The following is a 16,264-nucleotide window of genomic DNA, read 5'->3' as shown; positions in this document are numbered from 1 at the left end:
GGGCCGGCGGTGGAGGGTTCGCCGGGGACTCCGGAGCCTGGGGCAGCACGGGCGACGCGCCTTCGTTGGGCGGGTTGTCCGTGCCACCGAATTGGTTGTGGGCGGCCGCACCCCCTGTGCCGCAGATGCCGTTTCCGGCGGGCGTGCCGTTGGCGGCCCCGGGCGGCGACCTCAGCGCCGCCGGATTGGGTTTCCCATTCGCATTCGGCGGGTTGCCGAAGGCCGCAGCTATCGGCGCCGCGGCCGGCGCGGGCGGTGCGGCTGCTTCCAAATATGCGTCACGCCTCAAGGTGGTGGCGCGCTCGCCCGAGGCTGGATACGCGGCCGAATCGGCTGCTCCATCCACCAACGGATATCCGGTGCCCACGAACGGATACCCGACGAACGGAAACGGACACGCGCCGCCCGGCTACCGGCCGGCGATCGTATACCTGCCGACCAACGGACACGATCCGGCCAAAGTATGACCAGCAGCCGCCGAAGGCGACGCCCGCGTGAGGTGACTGCTTAATGGTGAGCCTTCTTGACGTGGCCGGCACGCCCTGGCGCGCCGCGCCCGTTGAACCCGACGATCCCAAGCCGCCCGCGAATCCGTTCGGCGTCGTGTGGATTCTCCTGCTCTGGCAGACGGCCGCGCTGATCGTCCAGGTTCTTGCGATGTACCTGGCCCGGCACGGTGTCACCGAGTTCGCTCCGGTGGTGTCGGCGGCGGCGATCGGGATCACCTTCGCGAGTGCGCTACGCGTGCTCACCGATGTGCAGCTGTCGCGGGCGGCGCGCAATGCCGCGGTGGTGTGTCTTGGGGTGGTGACGACCATCCAGTGGCGGGTATCAGACCCACTGCTGTTCACCGGTTTGGACGAGCAACTTCACCTGCGCACGTTACGCGATATTCTGTTGTCGCACAGCCTATTTCAGCCACACCCCCAGCTCGCAGTCAGCGCTCGTTACCCCGGTCTCGAGGCAGTGACCACCCTGTTCCATCAGCTCGGCCTTCCGGTGATGGTCGCAGCGGTGGCCACCGTGCTCGCAGCGCGGGTTGCACTGGTACTGGCGCTCTGCGATGCCGTCGAACACCTGACCGGGAGCCCTCGCGCAGGTGGGCTGGCCGTCGCTGCTTACTCGGTATCGGCGCAGTTCATTTTTTTCAACTCGCAGTTCGCATATCAGACGCTGGCGTTACCGTTGGCGCTGGCCGCTGTCGCGTTCATTGCCCGCGCGCGTTGGGCTAACAAACCGTTTCCGCTGTACTTCGGCGCCACCGTTTGTCTGCTTGCCGTCGCCGTGACCCATCACGTCACCAGCTTCCTCACCGCGGCCTTCCTGGCTGTCTGGGCGGTTGCACAGCCCGGAACGCCCGCGAGGCGACGGGTCTTCTATGGCGCGCTTGTCGCGACGGTCACCACCACGTTGTGGGCGATGGTTCAGTGGTCGCTGCTTCAGGCGTATCTGGGTCCGATCGCCGATGACATGGCCACCCAGGTGGCCGGCGGGTTGCACCGCACTCCGTTCCATGACGAGGCGGGCGAAGTGGAGCCGATCTGGGAGCGGATGTTGATGCTCTACTACGCCGTAGCTATCACTGCCGTCGTGTCATCGGTGATGCTGATCTCGGCACGATCGATACTGCGGCGACGGCGGTCGCGAGCCGGCCGTGAGCCGACCCGCAAGCCTCAGAAGGCCCGAACTGTGCCTCGCCTTCCGATCGGGCTGACCGCATGCTTCTCCATCCTCAAACGGCCGCCAGCGTCCGACTCCCAGCGGTGGGAACCCGCACTACTGCTGGTGCTGATGGCGGCGACAGTCCCGGTGCTGTTCGCCGCGCGGGTTATGCCGAGTTGGGGCGCGCTGGGTGACCGCGTCCTAACTTTCCTGTATCTCCCGCTCGCCGTGCTCGTCGCCGATGGTGCAGTCCGCTGGTCTCGCGGCCTCCCGCAGTCGAATGATGCACAGCGAAACCAACGCAAGCTTTTGCGTCGCCTGGTAGTACTGCTTGCCACGGGTGTCTTCGTCGGCGGTCACCTGATGGGCAGCGGACCCGACTGGGCTCGGTTGCCCGGCCAGTATCTCGTTTCTGCCGATGGTCGATCCATGGATGCCGAGACGCTGGCAGCAGCCCGTTGGGCAGTTGACGGTCTCCCGGTCGGGAGCAGGATCGCCGCGGACCGGGTGAGTTCGGTCCTGCTGTCGAGTGAAGCCGGCTCGTGGCCTGTCATGCAAGGCGGTCAGTACTTCACGCCGGAAATCTATTTCGCCGACAAGTGGGGCAATCGGGAGTCACAAGCCGTGCGCCGTCTGCACCTTCAGTACCTGTATGTCGATCGCCGGTTCGCCAACGAGTTACCACATCTCGGCAACTACTTTTACAAGGGCGAGACATCGGGGCCGCAGCGACTCACCCGTGCTGAACTAACCAAGTTCGACAACGCCGACGGGCTCCATGCGGTTTACCGGCACGGCCCGATCGCCATATACGACACCAGCGGGCTGGGCGTGAAGGCCTTGCCGGCCAAATGGTACGAGGACGCCCACCCCGTAGACATTCCCAGACAGCTTCTGATGGGTCTTCTTGCAGGACTTGCACTGGTCGCGGTAATGCGTTCCCGGGCGGGCAGTTTCATCATCGACAAGGTGAAATCGCTGCACGGTGCCGCCGGGCCGAGCCTGACGTACGCCGTCGGGCTCAGCGCGCTGTGCCTCACGTCGGTGATGCTGCTTCTGGCACGCGTGTGGCTTGGACCGGCGGTGTTCCTATCAGCGGCGCTCGTCGTGCTGCTCGTTTACCGACGGTGGTTCACGTCCCTGCTCAAAAACGTTGCCGCGCAACTCCGCTGGAGATGGATTATCGCCTGCGCCGTCATTGCCATCCCGGTCGCCGCCGCAATCACGGGGTCAATACTCGACGCTTATCCCACGGACGTTACCGACGTTCAGTCGATCCTCAACGATCCATCGGCCGTGCACGTGTCGGCTGAGAAACCAAACGCGTTGCTAGACGGACAGATACTCGACCGCCTGATCCAAAGCGAACCCGTGAAAGGAGGGACGTGGTCATGATGACGGTCACGCGGACCACGGAAACACGCGACGATGTGCGTTGCCGGAACGACGTTTGCTCCGTGATAATTTGCGCTTACACCGCCCAGCGGTGGGACGACACGATGCATGCCGTTGTCTCGGCGCAGACACAGCAACCCCCGCCACGCGAAGTCATTCTGGTCGTCGACCACAACCCGGAACTGCTGGCGCGGCTCGCCGAGGCGCTCCCTGGCGTGCGGGTGGTGGCCAACACCAGCGAGCAAGGGTCGTCGGGCGCCAGGAACACCGGTGTCGCCCTGGCGACCGGCGACATCATGGCATTCCTCGACGATGACGCGGTCGCGCAACCAGGCTGGCTGGCCGCATTGACCGCGCACTACGCCGATCCCGAGGTGATGGGTGTCGGCGGGCGCACGACACCGGGGTGGGCCACGAACCGCCCCCGGTGGTGGCCTCCCGAATTCGACTGGGTAATCGGTTGCGCCTATACCGGACGGAAGCCGGGAATCGTGCGCAACTTACACGGCGGCAACGATTCGTTCCGCCGCGACGTATTCGCGAAAGGCGGATTCCCACCTCAAATCGCGCGGTCGGCTCATGACCGCCGGCCGCTGTCAGGAGAGGCAACCGAATTCTGTATCCGCGCCAGCAAGGCCTGGCCCCGAAGGGTTTTCGTTTACGACGACCGGGCGGTGATCACGCACCGCATACCCGAGGCCCGGCAGAAGTTCTCCTACTTCTGCTCGCGTTGCTTTACCGAGGGCCTGTCGAAGGCATTGGTGACCACGAGCGTCGGGGTGCGAGCTGGTCTGGCAACCGAGGGACGGTACACAGCTGTGACGCTGCCCGCCGGGGTGCTTCGTGGTGTGCGCCGCGCCGCTCGAGGTGACTGGGCGGCACTGATGCCCGCGGCCGCGATCGTCGCTGGATTGGTTTGCACGGCAATGGGATACCTACTTGGTTCGATCCGGCAGGTCTTTCATCGCGGCAGCGGCGATGCGCAATGAACATCGAACCCGCGGCAGTTGACGCCCCCGTGCCGGTCCTGATGTATCACTCCGTGAGCGATGCTCCGACCGCCTCGACGCGAGCACTGTCCGTTCGCCCCGGGATGTTCGGCGCACAGCTTTGTTCCCTACGGCGCCAAGGATTCACCGGGCTGACTTTTGGCGAATTAGCCGAACGTCGCCGAACGGGACAGCCGTTTCCTACGCGCCCGATCGTGCTCACATTCGACGATGGCTACGCGGATTTGCTTGAAGAAGCGCTGCCGAAACTGATCCAGCACGGCTTCCCGGCGACGGTATTCGTCACGACGGGATGGTTGCGTGACGCGAGACGGTATACGGCTGCGGCAGCACCCGGCCGCATGCTGTCGTGGGAACAGCTCGCGGAGCTATCCGCCGCCGGCATCGAGGTGGCCGCGCACACTCACGGTCATCCCCAGCTTGACCAAATCTCCACAGCACGGTTACACGCCGAGCTCGGCGACTCCAAACGATTGTTGGAAGATCGCCTCGGCCAACCGGTTTGCAGCCTCGCCTACCCGTACGGTTACTCCAGCAAGCGCGTGCGGACCGTTGCGCACGAAATCGGCTACCTGCAGGCGGCCACCGTTGCAAACGCAACAGCCGCAACAACATGTGACCCTTTCCGGGTGCCCCGCCTCACCATCCGACGATCCACCTCATCGGCCACATTCGATTTGACTGTGAATGGAAAGCAGATACCCCTTCACTACGGTCGCACTCGCGCGCTCACTGCCGGATGGGCAGTCGTCCGGCGATCGAGATCTGTACTGCGAACTTCGCCAAGAGAGTTCGCATACCCCGGAGGTGCCAAATGATCCCTAGCCACAAACGCCCACTTCGAGTGGCCATGGTGACTGCGAGCGCCCTGCCCCGGATGGGTGGCATCGAAACCCACGTCCACGAGGTAAGCACCCGGCTCGGCGCCGCGGGCATCGACGTGACAGTGCTGACGACCGACCCATCTGGCGAATTGCCAACGCAGGAAAGCCTTCCCGGCTACCGCGTCCGCCGGTGGCGCGCCTATCCCCGCTCGCGCGACTACTTCCTGGCTCCCGGATTGGCGCGGCATTTGCTGGAGGCCGACGACTACGACCTCATCCATGTACAGGGTGTGCACAACTTGGTTGCGCCCACCGCGATGATGGCAGCGCGGCGATCCGGTGTCCCATGTGTGCTGACGTTCCACACCGGAGGTCACTCGTCGGGCCTACGCGGGAAACTACGCCCGCTGCAGTGGCGGCTGCTCGCACCGTTGCTTCGGTCCACTGCGGCGCTGGTCGCCGTGTGCGAGTACGAGCGCCAGATTTTCGCGCCGGTCCTTGGTGTCGGCGACGAATCAATCCGGTTGATTCGCAACGGATGTGAGCCGCTGCCCGTCGACCCCGCTGCGGAAAAGGCAGAGGGCAGCCCGCTGCTGGTTTCGGTCGGCCGGCTCGAGCGTTACAAAGGCCACCACCGCATCCTGCAGGCTTTGCCGGCGATCCTGGCAAAGGAGCCCAATGCACGGCTGGTACTCGCGGGAAGCGGGCCTTACGAACAGCCGCTCCGAGCGATAGCCAGCCAACTCGGTGTCGCCGACCGGGTCTCTGTGCGTGGCTTCGGCCCCGAACGACGCGCCTCACTGGGCAGACTCGTCGCTGACGCCGACGTGTTCTGTCTGCTCAGCGAGTACGAAGCCCACCCGGTCGCCGTCATGGAAGCGGTCGGGGCTGGTACCAGGGCGCTGGTGGCGGACACCTCCGGGCTTTCCGAGCTTGGACGCGCCGGGCTCGCCACCACGATTGCCCTCAAGGCGACGCCCGAGCAAGTCGCCGCCACCGTGCTGGCGATCGCGGCGGCACCACCGGCAACGCCGCCGGCCATCCCGACCTGGGACGACTGCACCGAAGAGTTGCACCGGCTTTACCTGGAGGTGACGGGATGAAAATCCTTCTTCTCGCGCAGTTCCTGCCGCCGATGCTCGGTGGTGAGGAACGGCACGTCTGGACGCTGGCCAGGGCGCTGGCCGCGAGGGCGCACGAAGTGACCCTGCTGGGCTTCGCGACGGATTCCCAGCAGCCGGCCGAGAGTACCGCGGAGGGCGTGCGCATTGTCCGGGTCTCCACCGGCGCCTCTCGGCTGCCCTTCATCTACAGCGATCCGAAGCGCCCGAATGCGCTGCCGCTGCCTGACCCGCTGGTTAGCCGGGCGATCCGAAACGAACTCTCGCGCAACCGTTTCGATGTGGTGCACGCACACAACTGGATCGTCAACAGTGCCCTCGGGCCCGCCGCGCGCGCTCGGGTGCCGCTGGTGCAGACGCTGCACGACTACAGCCATATCTGCGCGACCAAGCGATACATGGAACACGGGAGGCGCCAGTGCGCGGGGCCGGCTCCGGCCCGTTGCCTGTCTTGTGCGACATCGCATTACGGCGTTCTCACCGGCCCGATCATTGTCGCGACGAACGCGCTGTCCGCGCGGCGCAGAGCCGGCCGCGTTTCCCATTTCGCGGCCGTCAGTAGTGCGGTTGCCGGCGCAGTCACCCTGGAGGACAGCACCGGCTGGCTGAAGGGTGCCGGCCTGAGCGCGGAGGTCATTCCGAATTTCATCCCCGATGACATCGTCCTCGACAAGATTCCACCGACGGCTCCCGACGCCCCGCTGCTGTTCGTCGGCGACCTCGGCGCGGACAAAGGGGTCCCGACGTTGTTGAAGGCCTACCGCCTGCTCGAGGATCCGCCGCCGCTGGTGCTTGCCGGTCGCTCGCAGCCGGGCGTCGAGTGGGAGCTTCCGAAAGGTGTTCAGTGGCTTGGCGAGTTGCCACATGACCAGGTGCTCGGACTGTTCCGGTCCGCGCGCGCCGTCGTGGTCCCGTCGGTGTGGTCGGACCCCTGCCCGACCGTCGTGCTCGAGGCGATGGCGGCGGGCCGGCCCGTGGTGGCCGCCGCCTCGGGCGGCATCGTCGACATGGTCGTCGACGGGGTCACCGGGGCCTTGGTCCCGCCCGGGGATGTGACGGCGCTGGCCCGGGCCATTGCCTCGGTACTGAGCGATCCAGACCTCGGCCGTGCCTTCGGCGTCGCGGGACGAAACCGCGCACGCGAATTCACCGTCAGCGCGGTTGTCGAACGAATCGAGCGCATGTATGTCACGGCCATCGCGCAGACTACGGCCGGGGCGAATAGTGGTGGTTGAGCAGCCTCGCCTGGCCGAAAAGTCTTGTGAGACAGAGGCCGTCCCCGGCGTCGTGCCCGACCGCCGGCGCTAGCGCGGCTTCCTGGTCCGCACCGCGCTCGCGCTGGTGTCCACGTCGTTTTTGACCTCGGCGCTTGGCTTCATCTACTGGGCGGTCTCGGCTCGCTTCTTCCCGCCCTCGAACGTCGGTCAGGCCGCCACTGCCATCGCGGCGATGAACCTCATCGCACCGCTCACCACCCTCGGATTCGGCACCCTGCTGCTTGCCGAGCTGCCGACGATGTCCACGCGCCGCACCGAGTTGGTCTCCACCGCCGCGGTTTTCAGCGGCATCTTCGGCGGCGGTCTGGCCCTGATCTGCGCGATGGTGCTGCCCCAGGAGTTCCTCGGCCTGCCCGGCATCGGCCACGACGTCAGCGCCACACTGCTTTTCGCCGCCGGTGTCGCGGTCCAAGGCGTCGCCATGATGCTCGATTCTGCACTGCTCGGCATCGCGGGCGGCGGACCGCAGCTCTGGCGCAACGGCACCTTGGCGGTCGTCAAGCTCGTACTGCTGATCGCGTTCGCGCTCACGCTCTCCCAGCACGGCTCGCTGAGCATTTACGCCAGCTGGTTCTTGGCCAACGTCGTCTCGGTAGTGACGATGACGATCTGGCTGGCACGCAAGCGCAAGGTCACTCTGCGCGAGATGTTGCCCACCCGCTCAGCTTTGAAGGGCCTGCATTTCGTCGCCGCTAAGCACCATGCGCTCAACCTGGCGCTCCTGGTGCCTTATTTTTCGATGCCGATCGTCGCGAATACCACACTTGGCTCCGAACAAGCCGGCTACCTGTATGCCACGTGGTCGGTCGCCGGGCTCGTGTTCTTGCTGCCGCTCGCGCTCTCGACCGCCCTGTTCGCCTCGGGCGCGCGGGAGACCGGCACGTTCCTGATGGAGTTGCGGTTCACCCTGCGCTACTCCCTGGCGGCCTGCCTTGCGGCAAACCTGGTGCTGCTTCCACTGGGCGGCATGGTGCTGCACGTCTTCGGCAGCGCATACGCCGACAACGGCCACACCACCCTCGTCCTGCTCTGTTTGGCGGGTTTCGGGGTGATCGTGAAGGACCACCACGTCACGATCGCACGGGTCGCCGGCCGCGTCGGCCGCGAAGCGGTGTGGGTGTGGGGCCTGACGGTCTGCGAGCTCGCGGCGGCGTCGGTCGGCGCCCACCTCCACGGGCTGACCGGCCTCGGCCAAGGCTGGCTGCTCGCCGTGGCGCTGGAGACCGTGGTGTTCGGGAGGTTGGTGCTGCGGGCTTACCGGGGCCGGATCGAACTGCCGGTCCGCAGATCCTCGCCCATGCAATTGACTGGCAACGATAAAGGGGACTGGTAGCGGCGATGTTGATTACGCTTTCGGACATTCGCGACATCTTGACGTGCCCGCGCTGCCGTGGCCCGCTGCGCGACGGCGCCGCCGGCTTGCAGTGCGCCCAGCCGTCCTGCGGCCTTGCCCACCAGACGTTTCCGATGGTGGCAGAGCAGCCCGCGCTGATCGACTTCGACCAAAGCATCATCGACCGCGCCGAGCTGCTGGCCAACGCCGGCTCGTCCTGCGCCGGCTTGTCCTATGAGGAGCGCAGTCGCGGAACCCTGGAACGCACGGTGTCGCGAGTCATCTTCGGCTACAACCGCGTGGCGGAAGCCAAGGTCAGCCAAATCCTTGCCGACTTCAAAACTTTGGCGCGGCCGAGTCGACTGCTGGTGATCGGCGGCGGCGCGGTCGGTAGTGGTGTCCAAGCGCTGTACGACGACCCCGAGGTGCAGGTGGTTGGCACCGACATCTACCATTCACCGCATTTGACCCTGATCGCCGACGGGCATCGGCTGCCCTTCGCCGACGAGTCGGTGGATGGGGTGTGGATACAGGCCGTGCTGGAGCATGTGCTGGACCCGCAGCAGGTGGTGGCCGAAATCCACCGCGTGCTGCGGCCGGACGGGCTGGTGTTCGCCGACACGCCGTTCATGCAGCAGGTGCATGAGGGCGCCTACGACTTCACCCGCTTCACCCTGAGCGGGCATCGCTGGCTGTTCCGCCACTTCGCGCTGATCGACGCCGGCAACAGCGGCGGTGCGGGTCTCGCCACGCTCTGGTCGGTGCGCTATCTGGCACGCGCGATCACCGGCAGCGGCCCGCTCGGCACGCTCGCGCAACTGGCCTTTTTCTGGCTGCGCTTCCTCGACCGCTGGTCTGGCCCCCGCGACACCGCCGACGCGGCCAGCGCGGTGTATTTCTACGGGCGCAAGAGCCCCGTACCGATTTCCCCGAAAGACATCGTCGCGTTCTATGACGAGCAAAACACACGGCATCGGCAGCCCAACCGGCCGTCACCTGACCAGGCTCATCTCCGAATAGCGATCCCCGAGTCCGCCTGACGTCAGCTTCCGGATCGGCTGTGCACGGCTGGCAAACTGCACTCATGACCGATTCACGCCGTGCGGTCCTGGTCTTATCGCTGGTGGCTACCGCCGGGCTGACGCTGGCGCTCGGTGTCACCGATCCGGCGCCGCCGCTGAGCTACCCGACCCGGTTCTTCGTGTGGAATCTGGTGCTGGCGTGGATTCCGGTGTTCTTTGCGGCCGGTTTCGGCGTAGTACGCCGGCGGATCTGGTTGATCCCGCTGGGGCTGGGTTGGCTGGCGTTCCTGCCCAACGCCCCGTATCTGCTGACCGACCTCGTGCACCTGGGCAGCGACGCTGAATTGTGGCGGCACGTCATGCAATACGGCGTCGCGGCGTGGAATGGAATGTTGCTTGGGGTGGTGTCGATGCATCTGGTGCATCGAAGAATCACACGGGAGTTCGGCGCGCCGACGGGATGGATCGCGGTGGCCGTCTCGGTCGGCTTGTGCGCGATCGGAGTGGTGATCGGGCGCTTCCAGCGGTGGAACTCCTGGGATTTGCTGACCAAGCCGGACGCGGTTGCGGCGACGACACTCGATTGGGCGCGTTCGCCATTGGCCTACGTGCAACCGACCAGCGTGGCGCTCGCAGTTGGGGCCTTCTTCGCGCTGGCATACCTCACGCTTTGGTCCCTTTGGCCCTCCCCTGAGCCCCCGCGCTCGTAGTGCAGCTCGGCACCGCGAAAGACGCTTCTTCGTGCCCGGAGTCTGCTGTACCTGTGTTACTCCGTTCAGATAGATGTTTTCACTCTTCTTGGAGGACAGAATTCAGGTAAAGTGGCCTAACAGATGACTAGTGGTATGTTCTCGGCCATCCAGGGTGCATCGTCGGTATGTGCGACGGTCGCGCTCGACGTCTTCTCGCTCAGGCTGAGAGTCGCGCAGCACTTCACATGACAGATAGGCAGCCGAAAGATGAGCAGCGTTTCATCCTCAAACTCAACCGAAGTGGAAGACGGCGTGTCGGCGCTGGAGCCGGCAGAGCCCACGGGAGCAACCGAACATCAGCTCGCTCTACTCCCTCGATCTCGCCCGAGACCACCGGCCATCGCAGATCACCAGAGCCGGGCTGTCAGCGACAAATTTCGGCCTGACATTGAGGGCATGCGCGCTATTGCTGTTGGCTTGGTGTTGCTCTATCACGGCTTCCACGCTCCGTTCACCGGAGGGTTTGTCGGTGTCGACGTATTTTTCGTCATCTCCGGATTCCTCATCACCAACCTTCTCGTACACGAAAAGGCAAGAACCGGACGCATTTCCATATCTCGGTTCTACGCTCGACGAGTCAGACGCATCCTGCCTGCGGCCACGCTCGTGATTCTGGCGACAGTTTTCGCGACGTATTACCGGCTGGGATTCATCGCCGGTAACGAAATCGCCGGCGACGCGAAATGGGCAGCAGTGTTCACGGCGAATATTCATTTCGGCCTACTCGGTACGGACTACCTCGGGTCGAAACTGCCACCTTCGCCGCTGCAGCACATGTGGTCACTCGGCGTAGAAGAACAGTTCTATCTCGTGTGGCCGGCCCTCTTCCTGGGTTTGGCGCTTCTGGTAAGAGGTGCACGACAGCGGAACGCCCTGGCCGTCTCGTTGCCAGTCATCATCGGTGCCTCCCTGGCATGGTCAGTCATCCAAACCCAGTCCAACGCCACCTGGGCGTATTTCTCTCCCCTCACTCGCGCCTGGGAACTGGCGCTGGGTGCCCTCGTGGCGGTTTTGGCAACAGTTGCGGCCCGCGGCCGGCCGTCCTGGCTGATCGAACTGCTAAGTCTCTGCGGAATTGCCGGCATCGTGGTCAGTGCGCTTGTGCTGAACTCGTCGACGCACTACCCGGGGTCTGCCGTCGCCCTGCCCGTGGTTAGCACCGCGCTGCTCATCGCCGCGGGTTGCGCCAACCCGCACACACTTGTCGGCCGAGCTTTGGCCGTCCGCCCCATGCAATGGATCGGCGCGCGGTCGTACTCGCTGTATTTATGGCACTGGCCATTTCTCATCATCGCGTCCGAATACCTGGGTCACGACCTCAGCGCGGTACAAAACGCCGGCCTGCTCTTGCTGGCGTTGGCCGCGACAGCCATCACCTACCGACTCATCGAGGATCCCGTCCGGCACTCCCGTGCCCTGGCAACGCGCACCAAGTTGACACTGGCCATCGGTGCGGTACTCATCATCGTCACTGTTGGAACTGCGCAGTGGCAGATCGCTACCCATTACGGAACGTGGAATTTGCTGACCACGAGCATCCGGTAGACGTCCGGTGGGCCGGCACACGTAGGGCCCGACTTCGATGGAGACCCTGAGTACGTGATTCCTTGACTAAGTGACCTTTTAGTATGTATTCTCCGCTCTAAGCATAACTTGGGTATCTAAGTAATCGGCCGGCGAGGTTGGTTCATCGCAGGAATGCAAGTTGGAGGATTCGTGGAGCTATTGAAATCGGCACAGCCCATACGACATGCGATTCGGCGTCCGGCGGCCATCCTCATGACTCTGGCCCTTGGCGTTGCCGCATGTTCGGCGCCGGGGAACGTGGACAAAGGCGCAACGGGCCCGGACGATGAGCGGCCCGTGGTTTCCCAACATACCTACGCGACGACCGGGCAGGTATTGGACGCCGTCAAAGCTGCCCGCGATATAAAAACGCTGCCAGCTGCGGTTGCGGCGCAGTTAACCAAGAGCGATTTGGCCGAGGCGCAGAACGATTTCGACTGCAAACCGAAGCCCGCCGTTCCATCGTCCCACTTTGGGGAATGCACATTCGGCGACCCGCAAGGGAAGAAGCTGATGGTGATGTACGGCGACTCCCACGCGGATACCTGGGCGGCAGCACTCGAAGGGGTTGCGGCAAAGCATGGCTGGAAACTGCGTGTATTCAACCAGGGCGGATGCCCGGCACCGGATCTGCACTACATCTCCTACCAGACGCGCACGCCCAATTCAGACTGTGACAAGTTCCACGACGGCGCGACACAAGCGATACGGGATCTACACCCTGATGCAGTAATCGTCACCAGCATCGGCGGTCTGCTTCTCGATGGAAGCTGGCCATCGTCGACGCAATGGCGGGACGCGTGGGTATCGATGTTCCAAAAACTCACTCAGCCCGGAACACGTTTGGTGTTGCTGGCGAACGTGCCGAGCTGGAAAAACGACGACGCCCGCTGCCTCGCCGCTCACACCAATGCTGTGCAGAACTGCAGTGCTCCGGTGGCGGAGGCCACCGAGGGCGGGGCGAAGGCTGGCCCGGCAGGGACGGCGACGAGTACTGACCCGTATACGCAGGGCGACGAACAAGCCGCCGCCGCCGCCGCTGGAGCCCAGTACGTATCCCCAAAGCCGTGGATCTGCAGTGACCAGTGCGAGCCGGTGATCGCAGACAAAGTCGTTTACCAAGACGTTACCCACCTCACCCAGGCATATGCGGAATATCTGACCGGTGCTCTGGGTGAGGCATTGCAGCCCGTGTTGGGCCAAGCCTGACAGCACTCATCCTCCGGCGGGCTGGTAAATCCCCACGCCCGCCGAGGGACGAGTTGTCCAAGAGGCGCCGCCGGATCCTTCGTCGAAGCCGTCGCGCACCGCCCCCGCACTGGCGGCGTATATCGCCGCGGACGCGGTCGTCTATGGACGGCTACTGAGCTCGATCCGTTAGCTGGAAGTTTCCGATCGGATAGCCACCGCCACCGTCCCGGCCAGCCTGCGCAAGGGTCATCGGCGCATAATCGACGGCGTTGATTGCGTTCGACTTGTGCTCGTTCCAAACGACTTTCGCGAAGATCTTATATTTGCCCGCCGTTAGCCCGGCGGTCGAGAGCCACAACGTGCTATCACTGGCTACGCTGACCGGGTCCTGCGAACTGTCGGCGTAGTTTTGCTCGGCGGCGATGCCGCGTAGCGATAGCCCTGACTGCACCATCGCGACGACATTGTCCGCATCGTTGCGGACTTCGTAGCTGACTTGCCAATTGTCGTATGCGGGCGCGGTACCAAAGTTGGTCCAGCGCACTGCGATCCGCAACACCGAGCCCGCACGGGAGCTAGCGGGCACGGTCGCGGAGGTCACTGCGTAGCGGTAGCCGGCGTACTTGTTGGTGCGCGCCCACATGTCATACGTGTCCGGGGACGGGGGCATCACGTTGCTCGCCACCAGTGAAACGTGGTAGTTCACGGTATCTCTGATCGCCTGCTGAAAATAGGCGATCTCGCCGTCGGGTTGCCAGGTGCACCATTCGGTGACGACCGGCGCGCTCCGCCAGCGCGCCCGCAACGCGGCGATCACCGGATCATCGTTCCGCACGTACCAGGAATTGGGGTCGGTGGCCCAAACTTGTGGCGGTGGGTACACACCTAAACAATCGGCACGTATTCCCACGGGTCGCGTCGGTGAAGCCGCCAGGAGCTGTCGGGTGATCTCGGGATTGTCATCGAGAGCGATGATTTGCGTGTCCGGGAAGGCCGCAAGGGTCGCGTTCACCATTCGGGTGATGGATGTCTTCGTGATCGACTGATCGTGATATTGGCTGTAGTAGCCGAGTTGGGCGATGCTGTCTTCGGGTGATGGCCCCGGCGCGCCCAAATTCTCTGCGATGAAACCGATGTGGTTTTCCGACCAGTCGCCGTAGCCGGAAAACTCGAACCATTCCACCCGCTCGTCGTGGTCATAGCGCGCGCCGAGTGCCGCGATGAGATGCTCAAGAGCGCTCAGGTAGGCATCGGCGTTCCAGTCCGGCACGACGTACGTTTTGCCGCCGAAATGATAGTCGGTTGTGGCCCGCGGTGTTGCGCGCAGCCAGGCGGGCACCCCGATTACGGTATTGCCGCCGTAGCCGATGGACGCGAAGGACATAACGCGGAAATGGAACCGCTGGTTGTGGACGCGTGCCGCAGCGATCGCGTTGTCGATCAGCGTGAAGTCGTAGGAATTGGCGCTCGTCGGTTGGATTTGTGACCAGAGAAACCGGGTGCCGGCGTCGTCGGTCCCTGGCCATGCCGGGTACCTGTCGGTAGTCGACTGCGGATACAAGGGGACGTCGAGGTCCTGGTACTCGCCGCGTTTCGGGTTGACCAGATCTTTGGCCGAGAACGGTATAACCCCTCCCGGTTGAATCGCAGACAGTGGAGCAACCGGGACCGCGCCGGTTTTGTGCAGGTACTCGCCAATCGACAACGTGAGGGCGGCGGCCACCACCAAAGCCAGTGAAATGATTGCCAATTGGCCGGCGCGCTTCTTTCGGCCGACGCCGATCCTTAGCTGTGCTTCTCGCGGCCGCTGAAATTCATCGAGTTCAAGATCGTGTCGCATCGGCCGCACCGGCGTCCTTCACGAAGTCCCGCAGTGTGATGCCCCGCTCTGCCCAGTGGTCGACGTGTGGGACGTCCGGTGCGGGATGCATGAGCCCGAGTAGCGAGTCGGCGCGGAACCCGATCCGGAGGCCGGCGGCCTCGCCGGCGCGCAATCCGCGATACAGCAGTGCGGATGGAACCGGAACGGGCCGTAGCGATTTGGGCGTTGCGGCCGCCCGCAGCGTGCGGATGACCTCGCTGAACGGCACTCGGCGCGGGTTGGCCACACCGACTACGCGGTGAGGCGGAGGTTGCTCGACGGTCGCGACCACACAACGCGCCATGTCATCGGCGTGCACCGCGTATTGGTAGGAGTCCGGACGCAGCATCGGCACGAGCGGGAGCGCGGCCACCTTGCCCAACGCGCCGATCATGCCGCCGCCGTCGCCGCCGTGAACAAGGCCGAGCCGCAGCGACGTCCCACCATGCGCGGTGACGAGGTCTTCGCAGGCAAGCTTGGTCCGGCCGTAGATCTGTTGCGTGCCCGGGTATGCGGACATCGAAGAGATCAAAACGATCGGTACGTCGCCGACGGCGCCAATGAGCTTTTCAGTGCCGCCGAGGTTGATTCGTTCGATCTCGGCGCGTTCGCGGGCGCGCAGGTCGTAGGCGCAGTGCACGACCCCGATCACGTCGTCGGGCAGTGGCGCCGCGGGCCCATCCTCGAGAGAGTAGGGCAAGTAGTCCGTTGCCCCACCGCCTGCGGACGCCGACCGCTGCAGCGCAATCACGCGATAGCCCGACGCGGCGAACACAGCGCTTAGTGCGCTGCCCACGTACCCGTTGGCCCCGGTGATCGCGACGGCGCGGCCGCCCGGGTCAGACATGCCGACTCGCTGACACGATGCGGTGAGCATTCGCCATCACCGTGAGCGTGAACGTGGTCGAGGGCACCGACGGCAACACCGAGCCGTCGATGAGGTGGACGTTGCGGAAATCGCCGATGCGACCGAGCAGATCCGAGCCGCTGCCGTGCGGGAACGTCGAGCCGAAGTGGTAGCTCTTGCCCGGCCCGGACAGCCGCACCATCGGCAGCACCGGGTAGAGATCGAGCTTGGGTCCGAGCGCGGTCAGCCTGCGCAGCACCGAGGCGAGCATGGCCGGGTGCCGGTCGGACACCACCCGAACCGCGATGTCGGGCAACGCCTCCTTGTGCCGGGCGCCCAAGTCGATCCGCATCTGCGGCGACCGCCAGGACGGCAGGTACCCCAGGCCCGCGGTGACTCGGCC

General features: G+C 64.6%; 14 protein-coding genes. 11 read left to right on the top strand and 3 right to left on the bottom strand.

Going from position 1 to position 16,264, the window contains the following annotated elements; genetic code table 11:
- From WAO18_RS19505 to WAO18_RS19455, 11 genes are all read left to right on the top strand, one after another.
- A partial coding sequence (locus WAO18_RS19505) for a PPE family protein, SVP subgroup (protein WP_422207880.1) occupies window positions 1–467 on the top strand: 467 nt, incomplete at its 5' end.
- A gap of 46 nt (window positions 468–513) precedes the next feature.
- The gene (locus tag WAO18_RS19500; protein ID WP_422207879.1) at window positions 514–3,057 is read left to right on the top strand and encodes a hypothetical protein; all 2,544 of its coding nucleotides are present in this window, start codon (window positions 514–516) and stop codon (window positions 3,055–3,057) included.
- Window positions 3,058–3,119: 62 nt separating this feature from the next.
- On the top strand, window positions 3,120–4,046 hold the full coding sequence (locus WAO18_RS19495) for a glycosyltransferase family 2 protein (RefSeq protein ID WP_422207878.1): 927 nt from the start codon (window positions 3,120–3,122) through the stop codon (window positions 4,044–4,046).
- A complete protein-coding gene (locus WAO18_RS19490; protein ID WP_422207877.1) occupies window positions 4,043–4,885 on the top strand; it encodes a polysaccharide deacetylase family protein in 843 nt (280 codons plus the stop codon). Before WAO18_RS19495 ends, WAO18_RS19490 begins: the two co-directional genes overlap by 4 nt.
- 32 nt (window positions 4,886–4,917) lie before the next feature.
- On the top strand, window positions 4,918–5,994 hold the full coding sequence (locus tag WAO18_RS19485; RefSeq protein ID WP_422207876.1) for a glycosyltransferase family 4 protein: 1,077 nt from the start codon (window positions 4,918–4,920) through the stop codon (window positions 5,992–5,994).
- Entirely contained in the window at window positions 5,991–7,247 is a 1,257-nt protein-coding gene (locus WAO18_RS19480) for a glycosyltransferase family 4 protein (RefSeq protein WP_422207875.1), read from the top strand. The genes WAO18_RS19485 and WAO18_RS19480 overlap by 4 nt, the downstream gene beginning before the upstream one ends.
- 106 nt (window positions 7,248–7,353) lie before the next feature.
- On the top strand, window positions 7,354–8,622 hold the full coding sequence (locus WAO18_RS19475; RefSeq protein ID WP_422207874.1) for a lipopolysaccharide biosynthesis protein: 1,269 nt from the start codon (window positions 7,354–7,356) through the stop codon (window positions 8,620–8,622).
- Window positions 8,623–8,627: 5 nt separating this feature from the next.
- Window positions 8,628–9,662 carry a methyltransferase domain-containing protein gene (locus WAO18_RS19470; protein WP_422207873.1) on the top strand — a complete coding sequence of 345 codons (1,035 nt, stop codon included), beginning with the start codon at window positions 8,628–8,630 and terminating at the stop codon, window positions 9,660–9,662.
- A 44-nt stretch (window positions 9,663–9,706) separates the two neighbouring features.
- Window positions 9,707–10,354, top strand: coding sequence for a DUF1361 domain-containing protein (locus WAO18_RS19465; protein ID WP_422207872.1), 648 nt, complete (start codon window positions 9,707–9,709; stop codon window positions 10,352–10,354).
- A 438-nt stretch (window positions 10,355–10,792) separates the two neighbouring features.
- The gene (locus tag WAO18_RS19460) at window positions 10,793–11,941 is read left to right on the top strand and encodes an acyltransferase family protein (RefSeq protein ID WP_422207871.1); all 1,149 of its coding nucleotides are present in this window, start codon (window positions 10,793–10,795) and stop codon (window positions 11,939–11,941) included.
- A gap of 318 nt (window positions 11,942–12,259) precedes the next feature.
- Window positions 12,260–13,171 (top strand): SGNH hydrolase domain-containing protein, encoded by a 912-nt coding sequence (locus WAO18_RS19455; RefSeq protein ID WP_422207870.1) that lies wholly within the window; start codon window positions 12,260–12,262, stop codon window positions 13,169–13,171.
- Between the two features lie 151 nt (window positions 13,172–13,322).
- Here the strand turns inward: WAO18_RS19455 and WAO18_RS19450 are convergent, their stop codons facing one another.
- The 3 genes from WAO18_RS19450 to WAO18_RS19440 all read right to left on the bottom strand — a co-directional run.
- Window positions 13,323–14,879, bottom strand: a complete 1,557-nt coding sequence (locus WAO18_RS19450; protein ID WP_422207869.1) for a DUF4832 domain-containing protein — start codon at window positions 14,877–14,879, stop codon at window positions 13,323–13,325.
- 97 nt (window positions 14,880–14,976) lie between these two features.
- Window positions 14,977–15,861 (bottom strand): NAD-dependent epimerase/dehydratase family protein, encoded by an 885-nt coding sequence (locus tag WAO18_RS19445; protein WP_422207868.1) that lies wholly within the window; start codon window positions 15,859–15,861, stop codon window positions 14,977–14,979.
- A partial coding sequence (locus tag WAO18_RS19440; protein ID WP_422207867.1) for a hypothetical protein occupies window positions 15,854–16,264 on the bottom strand: 411 nt, incomplete at its 5' end. The genes WAO18_RS19445 and WAO18_RS19440, both read right to left, overlap by 8 nt.

It is taken from the genome of Mycobacterium sp. (assembly GCF_049278535.1).
Lineage (GTDB): Bacteria > Actinomycetota > Actinomycetes > Mycobacteriales > Mycobacteriaceae > Mycobacterium.
This window is presented reverse-complemented; position numbering and strand designations above follow the sequence as displayed.

Excerpts from the sequence above, each read along its gene's own strand:
- WAO18_RS19490 (WP_422207877.1), top strand. The coding sequence starts at position 4,043 with ATGAACATCGAACCCGCGGCAGTTGACGCCCCCGTGCCGGTCCTGATG.
- WAO18_RS19485 (WP_422207876.1), top strand. The coding sequence starts at position 4,918 with ATGGTGACTGCGAGCGCCCTGCCCCGGATGGGTGGCATCGAAACCCAC.
- WAO18_RS19480 (WP_422207875.1), top strand. The coding sequence starts at position 5,991 with ATGAAAATCCTTCTTCTCGCGCAGTTCCTGCCGCCGATGCTCGGTGGT.
- WAO18_RS19470 (WP_422207873.1), top strand. The coding sequence starts at position 8,628 with ATGTTGATTACGCTTTCGGACATTCGCGACATCTTGACGTGCCCGCGC.
- WAO18_RS19465 (WP_422207872.1), top strand. The coding sequence starts at position 9,707 with ATGACCGATTCACGCCGTGCGGTCCTGGTCTTATCGCTGGTGGCTACC.
- WAO18_RS19460 (WP_422207871.1), top strand. The coding sequence starts at position 10,793 with ATGCGCGCTATTGCTGTTGGCTTGGTGTTGCTCTATCACGGCTTCCAC.
- WAO18_RS19445 (WP_422207868.1), bottom strand. The coding sequence starts at position 15,861 with ATGTCTGACCCGGGCGGCCGCGCCGTCGCGATCACCGGGGCCAACGGG.